This is a genomic window from Mesorhizobium sp. URHB0026 (genome assembly GCF_054059755.1).
Map to the genome: position 1 here is coordinate 937,322 of NZ_JBSSCN010000001.1, position 15,489 is coordinate 952,810.

General features: G+C 64.0%; 15 protein-coding genes. 4 read left to right on the forward strand and 11 right to left on the reverse strand.

Annotated elements, in window-relative coordinates; all coding sequences use genetic code 11:
• Positions 1-83 precede the first annotated feature (83 nt).
• Positions 84-884 (forward strand): hypothetical protein, encoded by an 801-nt coding sequence (locus ACVWWD_RS04730; protein ID WP_023783620.1) that lies wholly within the window; start codon positions 84-86, stop codon positions 882-884.
• Positions 885-905: 21 nt separating this feature from the next.
• On the opposite strand, the gene ptsP is transcribed toward ACVWWD_RS04730, so the two are convergent.
• The 5 genes from ptsP to ACVWWD_RS04755 are packed head-to-tail and all read right to left on the reverse strand — an operon-like array spanning position 906 to position 5,628.
• Positions 906-2,891 carry a phosphoenolpyruvate--protein phosphotransferase gene (ptsP, locus tag ACVWWD_RS04735; RefSeq protein ID WP_352552697.1) on the reverse strand — a complete coding sequence of 662 codons (1,986 nt, stop codon included), beginning with the start codon at positions 2,889-2,891 and terminating at the stop codon, positions 906-908.
• Positions 2,892-2,947: 56 nt separating this feature from the next.
• Positions 2,948-3,328, reverse strand: a complete 381-nt coding sequence (locus ACVWWD_RS04740) for a PTS glucitol/sorbitol transporter subunit IIA (protein ID WP_023774179.1) — start codon at positions 3,326-3,328, stop codon at positions 2,948-2,950.
• Between the two features lie 26 nt (positions 3,329-3,354).
• Entirely contained in the window at positions 3,355-4,353 is a 999-nt protein-coding gene (gene srlE, locus ACVWWD_RS04745) for a PTS glucitol/sorbitol transporter subunit IIB (RefSeq protein WP_023783623.1), read from the reverse strand.
• A gap of 16 nt (positions 4,354-4,369) precedes the next feature.
• Positions 4,370-5,137, reverse strand: a complete 768-nt coding sequence (gene srlA / locus ACVWWD_RS04750; RefSeq protein WP_031248245.1) for a PTS glucitol/sorbitol transporter subunit IIC — start codon at positions 5,135-5,137, stop codon at positions 4,370-4,372.
• A gap of 53 nt (positions 5,138-5,190) precedes the next feature.
• Positions 5,191-5,628, reverse strand: coding sequence for a transcriptional regulator GutM (locus tag ACVWWD_RS04755; RefSeq protein WP_023774176.1), 438 nt, complete (start codon positions 5,626-5,628; stop codon positions 5,191-5,193).
• Positions 5,629-5,819: 191 nt separating this feature from the next.
• Here ACVWWD_RS04755 and ACVWWD_RS04760 point away from each other — a divergent pair, with 191 nt between their 5' ends.
• Together ACVWWD_RS04760 and ACVWWD_RS04765 are read left to right on the forward strand one after the other, a co-directional pair.
• Entirely contained in the window at positions 5,820-6,461 is a 642-nt protein-coding gene (locus ACVWWD_RS04760; protein WP_023774175.1) for a hypothetical protein, read from the forward strand.
• Positions 6,462-6,569: 108 nt separating this feature from the next.
• Positions 6,570-7,244, forward strand: a complete 675-nt coding sequence (locus tag ACVWWD_RS04765; RefSeq protein WP_352552693.1) for an HAD family hydrolase — start codon at positions 6,570-6,572, stop codon at positions 7,242-7,244.
• Positions 7,245-7,254: 10 nt separating this feature from the next.
• On the opposite strand, the gene ACVWWD_RS04770 is transcribed toward ACVWWD_RS04765, so the two are convergent.
• The 6 genes from ACVWWD_RS04770 to ACVWWD_RS04795 form a co-directional block, all read right to left on the reverse strand.
• On the reverse strand, positions 7,255-8,388 hold the full coding sequence (locus tag ACVWWD_RS04770; RefSeq protein WP_023774173.1) for a DUF930 domain-containing protein: 1,134 nt from the start codon (positions 8,386-8,388) through the stop codon (positions 7,255-7,257).
• Between the two features lie 110 nt (positions 8,389-8,498).
• A complete protein-coding gene (locus ACVWWD_RS04775; protein ID WP_023794996.1) occupies positions 8,499-9,254 on the reverse strand; it encodes a 5'/3'-nucleotidase SurE in 756 nt (251 codons plus the stop codon).
• Complete coding sequence (locus ACVWWD_RS04780; protein ID WP_352552714.1) at positions 9,251-10,417, reverse strand: MBL fold metallo-hydrolase; 1,167 nt, start codon at positions 10,415-10,417, stop codon at positions 9,251-9,253. Before ACVWWD_RS04780 ends, ACVWWD_RS04775 begins: the two co-directional genes overlap by 4 nt.
• The gene (locus tag ACVWWD_RS04785) at positions 10,417-11,496 is read right to left on the reverse strand and encodes an ABC transporter ATP-binding protein (protein ID WP_352552690.1); all 1,080 of its coding nucleotides are present in this window, start codon (positions 11,494-11,496) and stop codon (positions 10,417-10,419) included. The genes ACVWWD_RS04780 and ACVWWD_RS04785 overlap by 1 nt, the downstream gene beginning before the upstream one ends.
• Positions 11,484-13,187, reverse strand: a complete 1,704-nt coding sequence (locus ACVWWD_RS04790) for an ABC transporter permease (protein ID WP_457102930.1) — start codon at positions 13,185-13,187, stop codon at positions 11,484-11,486. Before ACVWWD_RS04790 ends, ACVWWD_RS04785 begins: the two co-directional genes overlap by 13 nt.
• A gap of 66 nt (positions 13,188-13,253) precedes the next feature.
• Positions 13,254-14,240 carry an ABC transporter substrate-binding protein gene (locus ACVWWD_RS04795; protein WP_023783630.1) on the reverse strand — a complete coding sequence of 329 codons (987 nt, stop codon included), beginning with the start codon at positions 14,238-14,240 and terminating at the stop codon, positions 13,254-13,256.
• Positions 14,241-14,503: 263 nt separating this feature from the next.
• Between ACVWWD_RS04795 and ACVWWD_RS04800 the strand changes: the two genes are divergently transcribed.
• A complete protein-coding gene (locus ACVWWD_RS04800; RefSeq protein ID WP_352552686.1) occupies positions 14,504-15,475 on the forward strand; it encodes a sugar-binding transcriptional regulator in 972 nt (323 codons plus the stop codon).
• Positions 15,476-15,489: the final 14 nt, after the last annotated feature.

The following is a 15,489-nucleotide window of genomic DNA, read 5'->3' on the forward strand; positions in this document are numbered from 1 at the left end:
GATCTACCAATCGATAGGAACAATGTAGAGTGGGTGGCGCCCGTCACGGATGGCGCCGCACGGCACATTCGAGGCTAACCGCGATGCTCCGACAAATCTCCGAAGATGTCCGCGTCAACCTCAAGGACCGGCTGCGGGAAGTCCGCGACATCATCCGCCAGAGCCGCCACGACGGCGCCAGCGATGCCAGCCTGCTGCGCGAAGCAACCAGCCATCTGCCGCCATTTCCGGGCAAAGGCATCGAAGGCCTGCTCAGTCATGCCGCGAGTGCCGTCGACGAAGCGCTGTCGATCGCCGAATCCTTTGTCCCACACGAGCGCCCGATAAGGGTGGACGGAACGACTGTAAAAGGGCTCGCCACCTATTTCCCGGCCGGTGACGAAGACCAGCAGTTGAGCGCCGAGCGCTTGTTCCGGCGCGACATGTACTATCTGACCAAGGCGGTGCTTGCCGGGCTGAAGATCGACCACGCCCGTATCCATGAAGCCGGGTTCGCCGCCGTCCACGCGGCCATGCGCAAGCGCCATGGCGAATTGTTGGCTGCGCTGGCCGCGCCGCGTGCTGGACTGCAGGCCATCGCGGCCATCTGCGCGGCACTGCTGGTCGAGTTGCTCAACCAGCGTCCGGTCCGCTTTGGCGAAGCCGCGCCGGAAACGAACGCCGCTGGCGGCCAGGCGCTCGACATAAGCTGCCTGGCGCCGGTCGTCCTGGCCTGCGGCCTGGCGACCACCGGTCGAGACGGCGCGCCGGAGCCCGACATGCTGGAAATCGCAATTCTGGCGGCCGACATACGTCATGAGCGCATTGCCCAAGCGTGCGCCAAGGCGAGCCCGGTCGATGAATTGACACCTGTGTTCGCCACCTTGCTTGCGCATCTGCCGTAAGCTCCAGCGGCGATTGCGGAACTACTCCCCGGCTGCCATCGCCGTGATCGTCTTCTTGGCGCGCTGGATCGAGGCCGGGCTCATCGACAGCTCGGTCAAACCCATCTCCACGAAGGCCGGAATGAGATCCGGCCGGCCCGCCGCCTCGCCGCACATGCCGACCATGATGCCGGCGGCGACGCCGGCCTTGGCCGTCAGCTCGATCGCCGACATGACCGCCGGATTGGTGACGTCGTTGAGCTTCGCAACGGTCGGGTTGAGCCGGTCGGCGGCCATGATGTACTGGGTCAGGTCGTTGGTGCCGATCGAGAAGAAAGCCACTTCCTTGGCCAGTGCCGGGGCGATCAGCACGGCGGCCGGGGTTTCGATCATCACGCCGAGATCGAACGTCGCATGCGGCACGCCTTCGGCCTTGAGTTCGGCGGCGCATTCGTCGACAAGAACGCGCGTCTGCCGCACCTCGCCGAGATCGGAGACCATCGGCAGCATCACCTTGATGTTGCCATGCACGGCGGCCCTCAGCAGCGCCCTTAGCTGGCGCTTGAAGATATCGGGCCGGTCGAGGCACATGCGGATGCCCCGCCAACCGAGGAAGGGGTTCTCCTCGTCGGGGAACTCGATGCCGGCAATCGGCTTGTCGCCGCCAATGTCGAGCGTGCGCACGATGACCGGATAGGGTGCGAAGGCCTTGGCCAGCGCCGCATAGGTCTCGGCCTGCATGTCCTCCGACGGAAGGTGCATATGGCGCATGAACAGGAGCTCGGTGCGGAACAGGCCGACACCCATGGCGCCGGCCTCTTGCGCCGCCTCGATCTCTTCCAGCGAGCCGATATTGGCCGCGACCTCGATGACCCTGCCGTCCGCCAGTTTCGGCGTCACCGTCTTGAAGGCGGCCAGGCCGGCACGCTCCTTCGCCGCCGCTTCGACACGACCGGCGAAATCGGCGCGCGTCGCCGCATCGGGGTCGATGATCACCTGGCCGCTGTTGCCGTCGAGCGCCACCTCTTGCGCCTTGCGCAAAAGGTGGATCCGGTCGCCAAGGCCGAGCACCGCCGGAATGCCATGCGAGCGGGCGATGATGGCGATGTGCGAGGTGGCGCCGCCATGGCCGCACACCACCCCGCCGATGCGTTTCAGCGGCGCCCGCGCCAGATCCCAGGCGCCGATATCATCGGCGATCAGGATCGCGCCTTGCGGGATGTTTTCGAGGCTGGCGTCGTCCTGGCCAAGCAGCACCAGGCTGATCTGCCGTCCGACCGCATGGACATCGTCCGCCCGCGCATTGAGATAATGATCGTCGACGGCGCTGAAGTCGGCGGCGATGGTGGAGGCTGCGGTGATCGTGGCCGAGACAGCGTCATTGCCGCCCCTGATTGCCTTCTCGGCCTCGCCGGTCAGGCTGTCGTCGGCGGCGATATCCCTCAGCGCCGCGACGATGCCCCGGTCACCGGCCGACAGGCTATCCTGCGCCAAGGCCCGGTCCATGCGTGCCTGAACGGCGGCGACGGCGGCGTGAAACCTGTCGATCTCGCCGGCGATCTCATCGGCCTGCAGCATGCGGCCCTGCCCGGCGATGTCAGGCGGGAAATGTACGAAAGCCGGCCCGATGGCGACGCCCTCGCTTGCGGCGACGCCGCGCAAACCACTGCTTGCTTCGTCTGATACGGCGGGCGCGGATCGGGGCGCTGGCGCGGGTGCCGCTTCCTTGCCGTGGTCATTGGCTGGAGCGTGGGTTTCTTCGTCGTCGAGACCCGCCTTGGGGTTTTCGAGATAGCCGATCAGCGCCTCGATCGCCTCGATGGCGTCGGCGCCGTTCGCCCGCACGGTGACTTCCTGGTTTTCCTTGACCGCCAGCAGCATCAGCTTGACCGAGCTCTTGGCACTGACCGCCTTGCCGTCCTTGACCAGTTCGACGTCGGATTCGAAAGCCTTGGCGAGCTTGACGAAGCGCGTGGCGGGACGGGCGTGCAAACCTTCATGCACTCTGACGATGGTCGAGCGTTCCATGGCGAATACTCTGCTTTTTTGGGCGCCAAAGCCAGACTGGCTGGGCGCGAATGCTTTCAAGCGGCGATGGTGATGATCGCGTCTGTCTTCAGGGCAGCCACGAGGGCTTGCGTATCGACCTGGGACGCGCAGATCTCGCCCGGCCTTTCGGCCTCGGTGGCGCCGTTGAACGAGATGACGACGTGGCCCATCTCGAGCACCTTGCTCCAGGCGCTGGAGCCGACGGCGGTTATGACAGCCGAAACCGGGCCAAGAGTGATCGACGCGCCCTGTTCAGGCGCGCCGTCGCTGGGTCCGATCTCCGTCTTGTGGAGCACCGAGACCTCGGCAAGCTCCGGTGGCGAGCCATCCGCGAACAGAATGACCACGCCGCCCTCGGCGAGGTCCGCCACTTCGGGTCCTATTGCCGTGACCCGTGTCTTGAGAAGAACCGACATATGGCGAACCTCGTTATTTCTGGTGTTTAAAACACGATCAGGGAGACGACCCAGGCGATCAGCACCGAGACCGGACCCATGATCTGGCGGCTGATGAGCACCGCCGGCACGCCGATTTCGATGGTTTTCGGCTTGGCTTCACCCAGTGCAAGGCCGACGGGAACGAAGTCGCAGCCCACCTGGGTGTTGTAGGCAAACAGGGCCGGCAGCGCCATCGCCGGAGAGATCGTGCCGTTGGCAATCTGCGGGCCGATGATGGCAACGCCGATAACCTGCGCGATAACAGCGCCTGGCCCCAGGATGGGCGACAGGAACGGCAGGCCGCAAATGGCCGAGATGATCAGCAGGCCGACGATATTGTTGGCCAGCGGACCCATCGGCTGCGCCAGCACGTCACCGACGCCGGTATACAGGATCAGGCCGATGAGCATTGTCACGAAAGCCATGAACGGCAGCACGTTGCGGATGACCTGGTCGATGGTGCGGCGGCCGGCATTGAAGAAGATGCCGACGACACGACCCATGACGCGGCCGATCGTGCTGATGAAACCGATCAGGCCACCCTCGCTGGGCAGCGCCGTCGGCGTCGCTGTGTTGTTGGTCGAACTCATCGATGCTGCTCCCCCTGCAGTCGTGACCGCCTCGGACCCGTCCGCCATTGTGACGTCGGCCGGCTTGACGCCCGAAACGTAGATATCCTCGGTGATGAACTGGGCGAGCGGCCCGGACTGTCCGACCGGCGTCAGGTTGACGGTCGGGATACGCTTGCGCGGATAGACGCCGCATCGCGCGGTGCCGCCGCAGTCGACGACGACAACCGCCATTTCGCTTTCGATCGGCGGCGCCCTGAAGCCGTCGACGGCTTCAGCGCCGGTCATATCGGCGATGAGCTGCGCCACCGGATGAATGCCACCACCGGTGACGGAAACAACCTTGCTGCGCTGTTCGGTCGGCTCGATCACAAGCGGACCGCCCCACCCTGTTTTGCCCCGGGTGATCCGTACGGCTTTGTATGTCTTGGCCATGATGTCCTCCCCGCCCTTACAGCTCGACGCCCTGGCGGCGTGCCATGATGGCGGTGATGCGCTCGGTCAGCATCCCCTTGAGCAGGATGACGACGAGGCCGACGATGGCGTACCAGATGGCAACCTTGACATGGTAGCCGGCGGCAATGACGCCCCGCTTCTCGAGATCGAGCAAGGCCACGAGCATGCCTCCCCAGACGAAATATTCGCCAGGGTTGATGTGCGGAAAGAGGCCGAGCGGCGGATGCACGTAGGACACGGCCGCGTCATAGAAGGCCGGCTTGTGCTTTTCTTCCAGGAACGAGCCGAAGGTGTAAGCCATCGGGTTGGTGAGGAAGAACACCGCCAGCAGCGGCAGCACGGTGTAGCGAGTCAGCGCGATACGGCCAGCGCCACGCGCCAGACCGTGAACCCGCTCTTCGCCGACCAGTTCGGTGACGGCGTAAAAAGCGGTCATCAGCACCACAAGCGTCGGGATGATGCCGGTGACAAAGCCGGCGAAAACCTCGCCGCCCTTCTGGAAAATGCCGATGAAGTACTTGCCGATGGCAGTGAGCCAGCCAAGCTGCTCTTCCTGCTGCAGGTTTTTCAGCTGCTCCTTCAGCTGATCGGCGGTGACCGGCCCGCTGTCGGTCTGCGCCTGCGCCAGGACCACGAGATGATCGGAAGCATGCTCGACGGCGAGCTTGCCATGCAATGCAGCATCCGAGACCATGGCACCCGCGACATGCAAATTGTGCACGGCCAGGTCGGCATGCTGCGCCAACAACGAAAATACAGACATTTCTCCTCCTTATGCCGGCCCGCCGGTAGATCCCAGTCGGCGCACGGCCTCCTCTAAGCCCTTGCTACATTCAAGCCGGCCAAACCCGGCTTCTTCCCCGGCTCCGACCGTGCTTTGTCGATCTGTTCGATCGCCCGCTTCACGGCCTCGGCCACACCGGGTTCCCCCTCCCCCATGATCGCAGGGTTGGACCGGAGTCGATCGAGGGGAACGCCCTCGAATTCTTCATGTCGCTTGAATTTGGTGAACACGGAACGCCCGCTCATCACCATCATGCGGCGCACGATCAAGTCGGGCGTAACCACGACCAGCGCGATCGTTCCCTTGGCAAATCGGCCGCGAAAATTGCCGGCTCCGACGAAGCCGTCCTTGAACTGGTCGGTGACGCCCCGGAAGACATCCGAATAGTGCCGCATCTGCAGCCAGACGCCGAGCGACTGCAACGCCCACACAATAACCAGCAGAAGCAGTCCCCACTGCCAAATCGCCATTCGGTTCTCCTCCCGAAGCCTCGGTCGAGGCGCACCTTGGACCGGCGCGCGACAACAGCAAAGTGAGAACATTTGTTTCCGCCAATGTCAATATGTATGATATTGGCCTCTACCACGGTCATCCACAGGGCCGCTGCGCGATTACCGTGACGGCACGACTGTGATAACCTGCGGGAAACGGGATACAGGAAATGGAACTGCCCTTCAGGGACGAACTGGCCCTCATGCCCGACCTGCGCCACCGGCTGCGGCAGTTGCGCTGGTTCCGCGCCACCTTCCGCGGCAGCGCCAAGGTGGTTTCGGACACATTCGGCGTACGCTTCGACATCGACGAGGCGAAGCTGACCCGGGCTTTTCTCGATTGGGTCGAGGTCATGGAAGCGCAGAAGCGTTTTGCCGCGATCGACCGCGCCGATTTCATCGTCTTTGCCGCCGGCCTCGTGCTGCGCGAACTGATAAAACAGGCGCCGGCTCGGGAAATCTCCGGCCTCACCCAGCTCATCGAAACGGATCAGAATGCCGGCACGCTGGACATCATCCGTTTCTGGCCGGAAGGCTTTCTCTACACCAACTACTGTGTCTCGGTGATTTCGGCGATCTACGAGCAGGAGTTTGGCTCGGCGCCCAGTATCGACAAATGCGCCGACGACCTGCGCACATGGTGGTCCTATCGCGAGAACGTCACCGAAATTCCGGCGTATGCCGTGGCTTTCCTCGACCGCTTCCTGGGGGCGGAACCGAACTGGATCACGCCCGATCGCGCACAGTCGCGGCAGGCCATGCAGCGGGCGCTAGGGTCCTCCCGCGCCAGCGACGTCTTGCGCCAGCTTTGAATCGGCCTCTATTACCCCCTATCCACGAGGCCGAGCGTGCCCGCTATTGAACATTTGACTTTTTGCCGGTAGCGATGTGCGAAATCTGACAGAGGCCGGGAGAAACGCGTGGCGCCGTCAAGACTGATCATTTTCGATTGCGACGGCGTTCTCGTCGACAGCGAGCCGCTGGCCGCCAAGGCCTATGAACGTGTCTACGATAAGCATGGCATGCCGGGCGTTCACGGCGGCATCATCGCCCAGTGCGTCGGCATGAAACAGGCCGATATCATCGTCAGGATCAAGGAGTTGACCGGCCATCAGTTTCCCGCGTCGGCCGACGGCGATATCTGGGCCGAGACCAAGGTGCTTTTCACCGAAGAGTTGAAGCCAACGCCTGGAATAGGCTCGTTTCTGGAAACGCTTGCCGGCGACCGCTGCGTTGCCTCTTCATCCTCCATCGAGCGTATAAACCACAGCCTGGCGGTGACCGGACTGGCACGCTTCTTCGGCGATGCGATCTACAGTTCCTCGATGGTCAAGAACGGCAAGCCGGCGCCGGACATCTTCCTTTTCGCGGCTGCCAGGATGCGCGCCAAACCAGCCGACTGCATCGTCATCGAGGACTCGCCTTTCGGCATCCAGGGCGCGGTTGCCGCCGGCATGACGGCGATCGGCTACACCGGCGGCGGCCATACCTATGCCGAGCATGCCGCACGGCTGACGGCGGCCGGCGCCGATCTCGTCTGCGCCGACTGGCATGAAGTGAGCCGGCAATTGGCTGGACTTGGTGTGCCAGCCTAAGTGGCAGAGGCTAAAGAGGATGGTTTGGCGGCCATTCGCTGCGTGGAATCTCGGAGCCGACACGGAAGCCGAACGACAGGACCCTGGTCGCCTCGGCATCCACCTCGCATCGGAAGCTCAGTTGGTACCATGTGGTTGTCGTGCTGAAGGCCGCTTCGGGGCGGTCGAGAACATTGCCGGTTTTCAGCGGGATCGTCGGCAGCCATTTGGGAGAATAGTCGGCACCCTGCAGCTCCTGGTCCAGCACGTTGGCGCATAGGGTCGCAACGCGCTGACTACGAGGTACGCCGCTCATGGAACTCGTGGCCAACGCGTCGCCGGTAGCACCCTGCGAGTAGAGTCTCCGAACCCCCGGAAGACCGGAATACATCGGTGATCCAGCACCTGCGTCGTTCGTGGGATTTGAGGCGGTGGCTTTTCCGGCCCGGGACTTCAGGGCCTTTTCTGACTTGAACTTCATCGTCTTGACGACTTTGGCCTTGGGCTTTTCGGTCGCGGGCCCGGTCTTGGCGTCGCTCTCGGCTGGCGACGGCTTCGGCTCTACGGCTGCTTGCTGATCGGCGGCTTTTGGCGCAGCCAGCCGTTTATCAGCGTCCTCCGTGACCTGCTTATCCTCGCTCGGCGTGGGCTTGGCGACGGTCGGCTCGGTTGGCGGATTCTCATCGGCCTTGCTCGCATCCGGCCGCGGCTCCGCGTTTGCCGTGGCGGGGGGGTTGTCCTCGGCGGACTTGGGCTCAACCGGAGGCTTCGAAGCGTCATCCTTTGCAGGCGACGGCGCATTGTCCTTGGCCGCCGCCCCATCCGGGGATTTCTTCGGTCCTGTATCTTTGTCGCCATACTGGAAAACGCGCTTCAAAGCGGTGTCATCAGGTTGTTTGCGCGGCTGTTCGGGTGGTTTTTCAACCTTCTGCTCGGGGGGCTTCTCAGCCTTCGGTTCCGGCGGTTTCTCGGCCTTGAGCGGCTGCGGTTTTGGCTTGTCGGGCGGAGGCACGAGCGCGACGCTTATCGGTTGCTCCTGCTGCGGCTCTTGTGAGGCTTTTGACAGGCCTTGGATGAAGAACGATGCGACAAGCGCATGCAGCACCAGCGATGCGGCCAAGGCCCACAGCAGATTCCGGCGCCATTCGCGTGTCTCGTCCTTCATCTTTTCCGATGTGGAATGAAATAGCGGCGGCTTCAAGCATAAGGACCGGATTGGCGCCATTTAGCCGCTGACAGCTTGGTGATCTGAATGATGCCGCGCAGCGAGATCGGCTAGCTTTGCCGCCAGCGTGGGATTCCGTCCAGAAATCCTTCGTCCAGCCGCGTTTCGCCAAACCAGTTCAGCCGGTTGATGCTGACGAAGCCGGCATCGATCGCCGCGTTTTCGTCGCCCGGCCCACTGGCATGCGCGCGCCCACGCGGCACGGTGATGACCGTGCGATCGCCGTCGCTTTCCATCACCTCGGCGGTGCGGCCGATCTTGTCGCGGCCGATGCGCGGCTGTCGGATTTCGGCCGGCAGCGCGGTCGGCAGGTTGACGCTCAGCCAATGTCCCTCTGTCGCCCAATCGGCGCGCGATTGCCAGAGCGAGGCGATCAGCCTGCCCAGCCATTCGTCGTCGCCATCGGCGAATTCAGGATTCTTCACGCGCGAAAAGCCGATCGCCGGTACGCCCCAGAAAGTCGCTTCGCGGGCAATACCCAGCGTGCCGGAATAGGCGATATCCTCGGCGACGTTGCGGCCGTCATTGATGCCCGACAGCACCAGATCCGGCTTCTTCGCCTCGGCGAACAGCCACGTCATGGCGCTCACCACGCAATCGGCTGGCGTGCCGGAGCACGAATACCAGTTCGGCTTGACGCGCCGCATCATCAGCTGCCTGGCGATGGTCAGCGACGAGCCGGCGGCGGTGCGCTTGCCGTCCGGCGCAACCAGCCAGACATCGTCGCTCAACCCGCGAACGGCATTCACGAGACGGGCAAGACCCTGCGCTTCGATGCCGTCATCGTTGCAGATCAGGATTCTCATGATGCGCTTCCTTGCCGCACCGTGATGCGTTGGCCCGTACGGCATTGCGTGAGCAACGACGGGATATGGCCTTTCAACTCGCCAAGAAGATCGGGGGCGCAGGAATGCCCCAGTGCCCTGGGGCGTCCCGCCTTCTCCCAGATGCCGACATTGCCCGATAGTGTCGGGTGAGTGGGCATGCGGATCCAGTCCGCCCGGCCGGCCTTGTGCATGAGATCGCCCGGAGAGCCCAAGGGCAGATGTCCGGTGAGCAGCACCGGAAACCCGGCATCGTCGGCGCGAGGCAACAGTAGCGACGACGGGCCGGCCTCGCCCATGCCGTCATCGGCCAGCAGGGGCAGCGAAGGCAGCGGGTCGGCGTCGGTCCAGTCCACGGCACTCCGCAGCCGCAAGCGCAGCATCTCGGATGCGCCCGGCAGCAGCGCTGAAGTGGCGGCGACCTGCGCTTCGAGCGACGAACGCATGCCGGCGTGAATGGCGAACGACCCGGGCAAGGCCGCGATCAGTTCCAGCGATCGGCCAGACAGCGGCGTCGGCAAGAGGCATCCCTGCGGATGCCGCGCCACCCATTCGGAAATTTCTTGCGCCCGGGCAGCCCCCGGCACGGGATCCGCGCCGTAGGAGGCATCGAAGACCAGGAGATCGCAGTGCCGGATCGTGTCCATGACGAACACATTGCTGTCAGGCACCACATCGGCGGAATAGGCGACGCGGCTTGTCCCGTCATCGACGGCGAACCAGACCCCGCCAGCGACATGACCTGAACGTCCCGAACTGACGACGAGATTGCCGCTCGTGAGCGTGTCGCCGGGCTCGAAGAGCTCGATGCGGTTTTCGGGCAAGGGAAATCGCCTGAAATCCTCCGGCTCGGCATAGGCGGCGAGCGTGGCCGGCGCCTCGGCGCGGGTCTCCGCCGTCATGAAGATCGGACCGCTATAGCCGCGTGACAACAGCCAGCTCAGTGCGCCGACATGATCCTCATGGGCATGCGAAACGAAAACGGCGTCGATATTGTCGATCTGTCCGTTGAGCGCTGGATAGTATTCCGCCCCCGAAGCGCCGACCTTGATGCCGACATCGAGCAGGATGCGATGGTCGCCGCTGTTGAGGGCGAGGCTGGTGCGGCCCTTTTCTCCGAAGCCGCCGGCAAGGTCCACCATCATCACGGGGCCGTCCCCGCCGCCGGGACCAGCCAGCCGGATTTTATGCGCAGGCGCGCTTGCGCCCCGTTCACCAGCACAACCGGGTCGGGCTGCTCGAAATGCAAGGTGAGGTCGGGACCAGCGGCCGGTGCGAATTCAATCCGCGCCGCGCCGCCCTGGTAGATTGCCCGCTTGACGAGACCGTCGAAGCCCGAGGCATCGGCCGAAAGCTCGATATCGGCGGAGCGGCAGCAGATCTTGGCGCCGGCGCGCGGCCGCTCGCCAAGCCGGCAACGGACCACCAGCTCGGTTCCGAGAACCCGGACCTTGCAATGGCCGTTTTCCTCGCTGGCCAACACGTCCGCCGGAAGCAGAATGCCTTGTGAAATGAAGGAGGCTACCATTTCATTTGCCGGCTTATGATAGAGTTCGCGCGGGGTCGCGAGCTGCGCCAGGCGTCCATGGTCCATCACCGCGATGCGGTCGGCCAGCGCCATCGCCTCGGCCTGGTCGTGGGTGATGTAGACGATGGTCGTGCCCGTGCGCTTGTGGAAGGCGGCGAACTCGTCCTCCATCGATGCTCTGAGATGGACGTCGAGGTTGGCGAGCGGCTCGTCGAACAGCACCAGCGAGGGTGTCGCCACCAGGCAACGCGCCAAGGCCACGCGCTGGCGCTGGCCGCCGGAAAGATTGGCGGGCCGGCGCTCGCCGAGCCCCTGCAGATTGACCAAGGCGAGCGCGTCTTCCACTTTTTGGCGCGCAACCGCCTTGTCGAGCTTAGCCACCTTCAGCGAATACCCAATATTCTCGGCGACGCTCATATGCGGCCACAGCGCGTAATTCTGGAAGACGATGCCGACGCGCCGCTTTTCCGGCGCGACGCTGCCGCCGCTGTTCGACACGACATCGCTGCCGATGCGGATTTCGCCCGAGGTCACCTTTTCGAAACCGGCGACCAGTCGCAGCAATGTCGTCTTGCCACAGCCGGAGGGGCCGAGCACCGCCAGAAACTCGCCGTCAGCGACATCTATCGAGACATCCTTCACGGCGTCGAAATCGGCGAAGCTTTTGGTCACATGGTCCAGGGTCAGTCGCGCCATGGCAGAACTCCGCTCGGAAGATGAGGGGCAAGCAGGTTGGTCACCAGCATCAGCACGAAGGTGACCGCGACCGTGATGACCGACATCGCCGCCGCATAATTGGAATCGCCGCCCTGCTCGAACGAAAACATGACAACGCCAATAGTCTCCGAGCCCGACGACCACAGCAGCGCCGAGACGGTGAGTTCGCTGAGCGCCGTCATGAAGATCAGCAGGCCGCCGGCGATCGCCGCCGGCGCGACCAGCGGAAAGACGATGGTGCGCATGCGCGTGAACAGGCCGGCGCCCGCCACCTGTGCGGCTTCTTCAAGTGCCCGATCGATCTGGTGGTAGCCGCTGATGGTCGGCCGCAGCGCCAGCACCAGGAAGCGGGCGAGATAGGCGTAGAGGATGATCCAGACGGTGTTGTAGAGCTGGACGCCGGTTAGCGGAATCGGCCGCAGGAACAAGAGCAGCGAGGCGATCGCCAGCACCACGCCGGGCAAGGCGTACGGCAGTTCGACCGACAAATTGAGCAGTCGCACCCAGCGCTGCTTGCCCCAAGCGATGAGGTAGCCGACCGGCACGGCAACGACGACCGCGAAGAAGGCGGCGGCGATCGACAGCCAGAAACTGTTGAAGAAGGCGCGGTTGGCGGCATCGTGTTCGAACAGCACGAAGCGGTAATTGTCGAGCGTCGCCGTCTTGGCGGTGAGTGCGATGCCGTAGCCCGGCACCAGCGAGGTCAGTACGAGCCCGAACAGCGGCAGGACCAGCACCAGCACGATGAGCAGCCACAGGCCGGCCTCGGCGACCGGCCGCCAGCGGCGCAGTTCATAGGGTTCGGCAGGCAGCGATGTCGAGGAGATGCGGTAGTCCCGGCGGCGGCTCACCACCTCCTGGGCAAGGATGCCGGCCATGGCGATGATGCCGATCAGCACCGACAGGAACGCGGTCTCGCCGAGTACCGCCGGCCCCCCGCCGGCCAGCTTCTGATAGATGAGCGTCGGCAGCACCAGATAGTTGGCGGGAATGCCGAGGAAGGCTGGAATGCCGAAATTGCCGACGCAGGAGACGAAGGCCAGCGCCGCGGCCGCCATGATCGACGGCGTCATCAAAGGCAACACGATGGTGATCAGTACGGTGAACCAGCCGGCGCCGCCGGCCCGCGCGGCCTCGACCAGCTCGCGCGGCAGCTTGCGCAGGCCGGCCCGCACCAGCAGGAACACGAGCGGGCCGTATTGGACGCCGAGCAAAAGGATGATGCCCGAGGTCGAGTAGAGCGGGTTCTTCGTGCCGAGCGGCGGCGCTGCTCCGAAAAGCTTGAGGAATGGGCTGGCAGGGCCGAACAGTTGCAGCCAGGCCAGCGCCGTCACCTGCGGCGCGATCATCAGCGGCATGACGTAGCAGAGCACGAGGGCGCTTCGGCCACGTATGTCGGTCAGCGAGACGAGCACCGCCACCAGTGTTCCCGACAGCACCGCCAGAAGAGTGCCGCCGATGCCGACGACCAGCGTATGCCATGTCGCGATCCAGGTTGCGGGGCTGGCAAGTCCGGCCTCCACGGCCACCGTCGACAAGACACCGCCGGGTGCCACGATCTCCTTGACGAGGCGCAGCATGGGCAGCAGCGAAAGCAGGACGATAACGACGGCCACCGCCGCCGTCAGGACCATTTCCTGGCCCCGGCTCTCCCTGATGCGTGTCGGCATGATTGCGTTTCCTGGGATCGGTGCGGGCGGCATGCCGTCGAAACGGCATCCCGCCGCGTTGCCGGCTCAGCCGCCGAACAGGTCCTGGAACTTCGCCTTGTCGGCGTCGGTCTTGGCGACGATCGCCTTGGTGTCGAACGGCATCACGTTGACCTTCACGCCTTCCGGCAGCCATTCGGGACGACCGACCGAGGCGCGTGCCGGCAGGTAACCCATCGACAGTGCCAGCTTCTGGCCTTCATCGGACAGAATGAAGTCGACGAACTTTTTCGCGCCGTCGACGTTCTTGGCTGTCTTCATGATGGCCACTGGTTCTGTCACGGCCGGCACGCCTTCAGAGGGGAACACGAATTCGACGGGCGAACCCTTCTTCTTGGCGTTCATCGCCATGAAGTCGACGAGGATGCCATAGGGCTTCTCGCCCGATGCCACCGACTTCAGCACCGCGCCATTGCCGCGCACGCTGACGGTATTGTTGGTCTTCAGCTTCTGGAAGAAATCCCAGCCATAATTGCTGTCGCCGGCGAAGCCCGAAAGCAGGTAGGCGGCCGCACCGGAATAGAGCGGGCTCGGCATGACCAGGCTGTCGGCATAGGCCGGCTTGGCGAGGTCCGCCCAATGCTGCGGCTTTTCGGCGGCAGCGGTGTTGTAGACGATGCCGGTGGTGATCAGCTTGCTGCCGAAATAAGTCTTGTCGGCGTCATAGGCATCCGCCTCGATGCCGTCGAGCTTGGCCTCGGGATAGGCCAGCAGCCGGTCGTCCTTCTTCAGCAGTTCCATCGACACCGCGTCGGCGATCAGCAGCACGTCGGGCTGCGGGCTGCCTGCGGCGAACTCGGCCGCCAGCTTGGTCAGGATGTCGCTGGTTCCGGAGCGATAGATGGTGACGTCGATGTCGGGCTGTGCCTTCTTGAAGGCATCCACGGTCTTGGCTGCATCTGCCTCGGGCTGGGATGTGTAGAGCGTCAGTGTTTCAGCATTTGCCACGCCGGCAAACAAAGTTGCCGCGAGCGCCAGCTGGCTAGCCAGCTGCTTGATGAAGTGCGTCTTCATGAGACCTCCTGTCTTGTCTGTGCATGACCGGTCCGGCCGCTGGCCAGCACCCCGTCTCTTCCTCCCTGCACGGCGCATATGACTGGTGGATGACACAGCGCGTGAAACCAACAAAATATGTTCATATGTACGATGTCAATTACAAATGATCACAATTATGCGATAATCGGCCTGCCGCGAACCCGACATCCGATTGACATAAGAGCGGCCTCTCCCGGATGAGGACAACGCCGGCCGCCATGACGCATGAGGGACGACAATCCATGCCCACGCAAAAGCCCGCACCGGCTCGCCTGCCGATGGTCTCGTCGGACCTCAGCGTCAAGACGGCATGGCTCTATTACGTCGAGGGCTTCACGCAGGAGCAGATCGCCGAAAAGCTCGGTGTCTCCAGGGTGAAGGTCATGCGTACGCTGGCCGCCTGTACCGCTGAAGGCATCGTCGTTACCACGATCAACGCGCCGACAGCCGAACAGGTGGCGCTTGAGCGGAAACTGGAAAAACGCTGGGCCCTCAACGCCGCGGTCGTCATCCCGACACCCTCGGTTCACGACCATCTGGAGAAGGCCATCGGCCACGCCGTGGCGGCCTATCTCGGCGAGCAGATGCAGGATGGCATGACGCTGGCGATCGGCGGTGGCGCCACGCTGCATGCCAGCGTGAGCTTCCTCGCCCGCCGGCACTTGAAGCGCACCTCCGTGGTGGCGCTTGTCGGCAGCCTGCCGCATTCGCAATGGATCAATCCGTCGATCGTGGCCGCCAAGGTCGCCGATGTGTTCGAGGTCGACAGCTATCAGATCACGGCGCCGGTAATGGTGGAGGACCCTTCACTGCGCGATCTCCTGTGGGCCCAGCCGACGCTGCAGGACGTGCGCCGGCGCGCCGCGGCGGCCGATATCGCATTGCTCACCGTCGGCGACATGTCGCCCGATGCAACCATCTTCCGGCATGGCATCGTGCCGTCATCGCTGATTACACCCTTGAAGGCAAAAGGCGCGGTCGCCAACATGCTGTGCTATTTCGTCGATGCCACCGGCAGGCTCGTCGACCACGAAGTCAACCGGCGCGTCATGGCGATCGATCTCGATGTCGTCGCCCATGTGCCGAATGTCGTGCTGGCCGCCGGCGGAAAGCGCAAGGTGGCGGCAATCCTCGCCGCGCTCAAGGCTGTCAGCGCCAATGTGCTGATCACCGACAGCGACACCGCCATGGCGTTGCTGGCCAAGGCGGGCTGAGACGCCTGCAGGGC

Bases quoted from the DNA above. Each gene is read 5' to 3' on its own strand.
- srlA (WP_031248245.1), bottom strand. From the start codon at position 5,137: ATGTCTGTATTTTCGTTGTTGGCGCAGCATGCCGACCTGGCCGTGCAC.
- ACVWWD_RS04760 (WP_023774175.1), top strand. From the start codon at position 5,820: ATGGAACTGCCCTTCAGGGACGAACTGGCCCTCATGCCCGACCTGCGC.
- ptsP (WP_352552697.1), bottom strand. From the start codon at position 2,891: ATGGAACGCTCGACCATCGTCAGAGTGCATGAAGGTTTGCACGCCCGT.
- ACVWWD_RS04730 (WP_023783620.1), top strand. From the start codon at position 84: ATGCTCCGACAAATCTCCGAAGATGTCCGCGTCAACCTCAAGGACCGG.
- srlE (WP_023783623.1), bottom strand. From the start codon at position 4,353: ATGGCCAAGACATACAAAGCCGTACGGATCACCCGGGGCAAAACAGGG.
- ACVWWD_RS04755 (WP_023774176.1), bottom strand. From the start codon at position 5,628: ATGGCGATTTGGCAGTGGGGACTGCTTCTGCTGGTTATTGTGTGGGCG.
- ACVWWD_RS04740 (WP_023774179.1), bottom strand. From the start codon at position 3,328: ATGTCGGTTCTTCTCAAGACACGGGTCACGGCAATAGGACCCGAAGTG.
- ACVWWD_RS04800 (WP_352552686.1), top strand. From the start codon at position 14,504: ATGCCCACGCAAAAGCCCGCACCGGCTCGCCTGCCGATGGTCTCGTCG.
- ACVWWD_RS04785 (WP_352552690.1), bottom strand. From the start codon at position 11,496: ATGGCGCGACTGACCCTGGACCATGTGACCAAAAGCTTCGCCGATTTC.
- ACVWWD_RS04775 (WP_023794996.1), bottom strand. From the start codon at position 9,254: ATGAGAATCCTGATCTGCAACGATGACGGCATCGAAGCGCAGGGTCTT.
- ACVWWD_RS04780 (WP_352552714.1), bottom strand. From the start codon at position 10,417: ATGATGGTGGACCTTGCCGGCGGCTTCGGAGAAAAGGGCCGCACCAGC.
- ACVWWD_RS04770 (WP_023774173.1), bottom strand. From the start codon at position 8,388: ATGAAGGACGAGACACGCGAATGGCGCCGGAATCTGCTGTGGGCCTTG.
- ACVWWD_RS04795 (WP_023783630.1), bottom strand. From the start codon at position 14,240: ATGAAGACGCACTTCATCAAGCAGCTGGCTAGCCAGCTGGCGCTCGCG.
- ACVWWD_RS04790 (WP_457102930.1), bottom strand. From the start codon at position 13,187: ATGCCGACACGCATCAGGGAGAGCCGGGGCCAGGAAATGGTCCTGACG.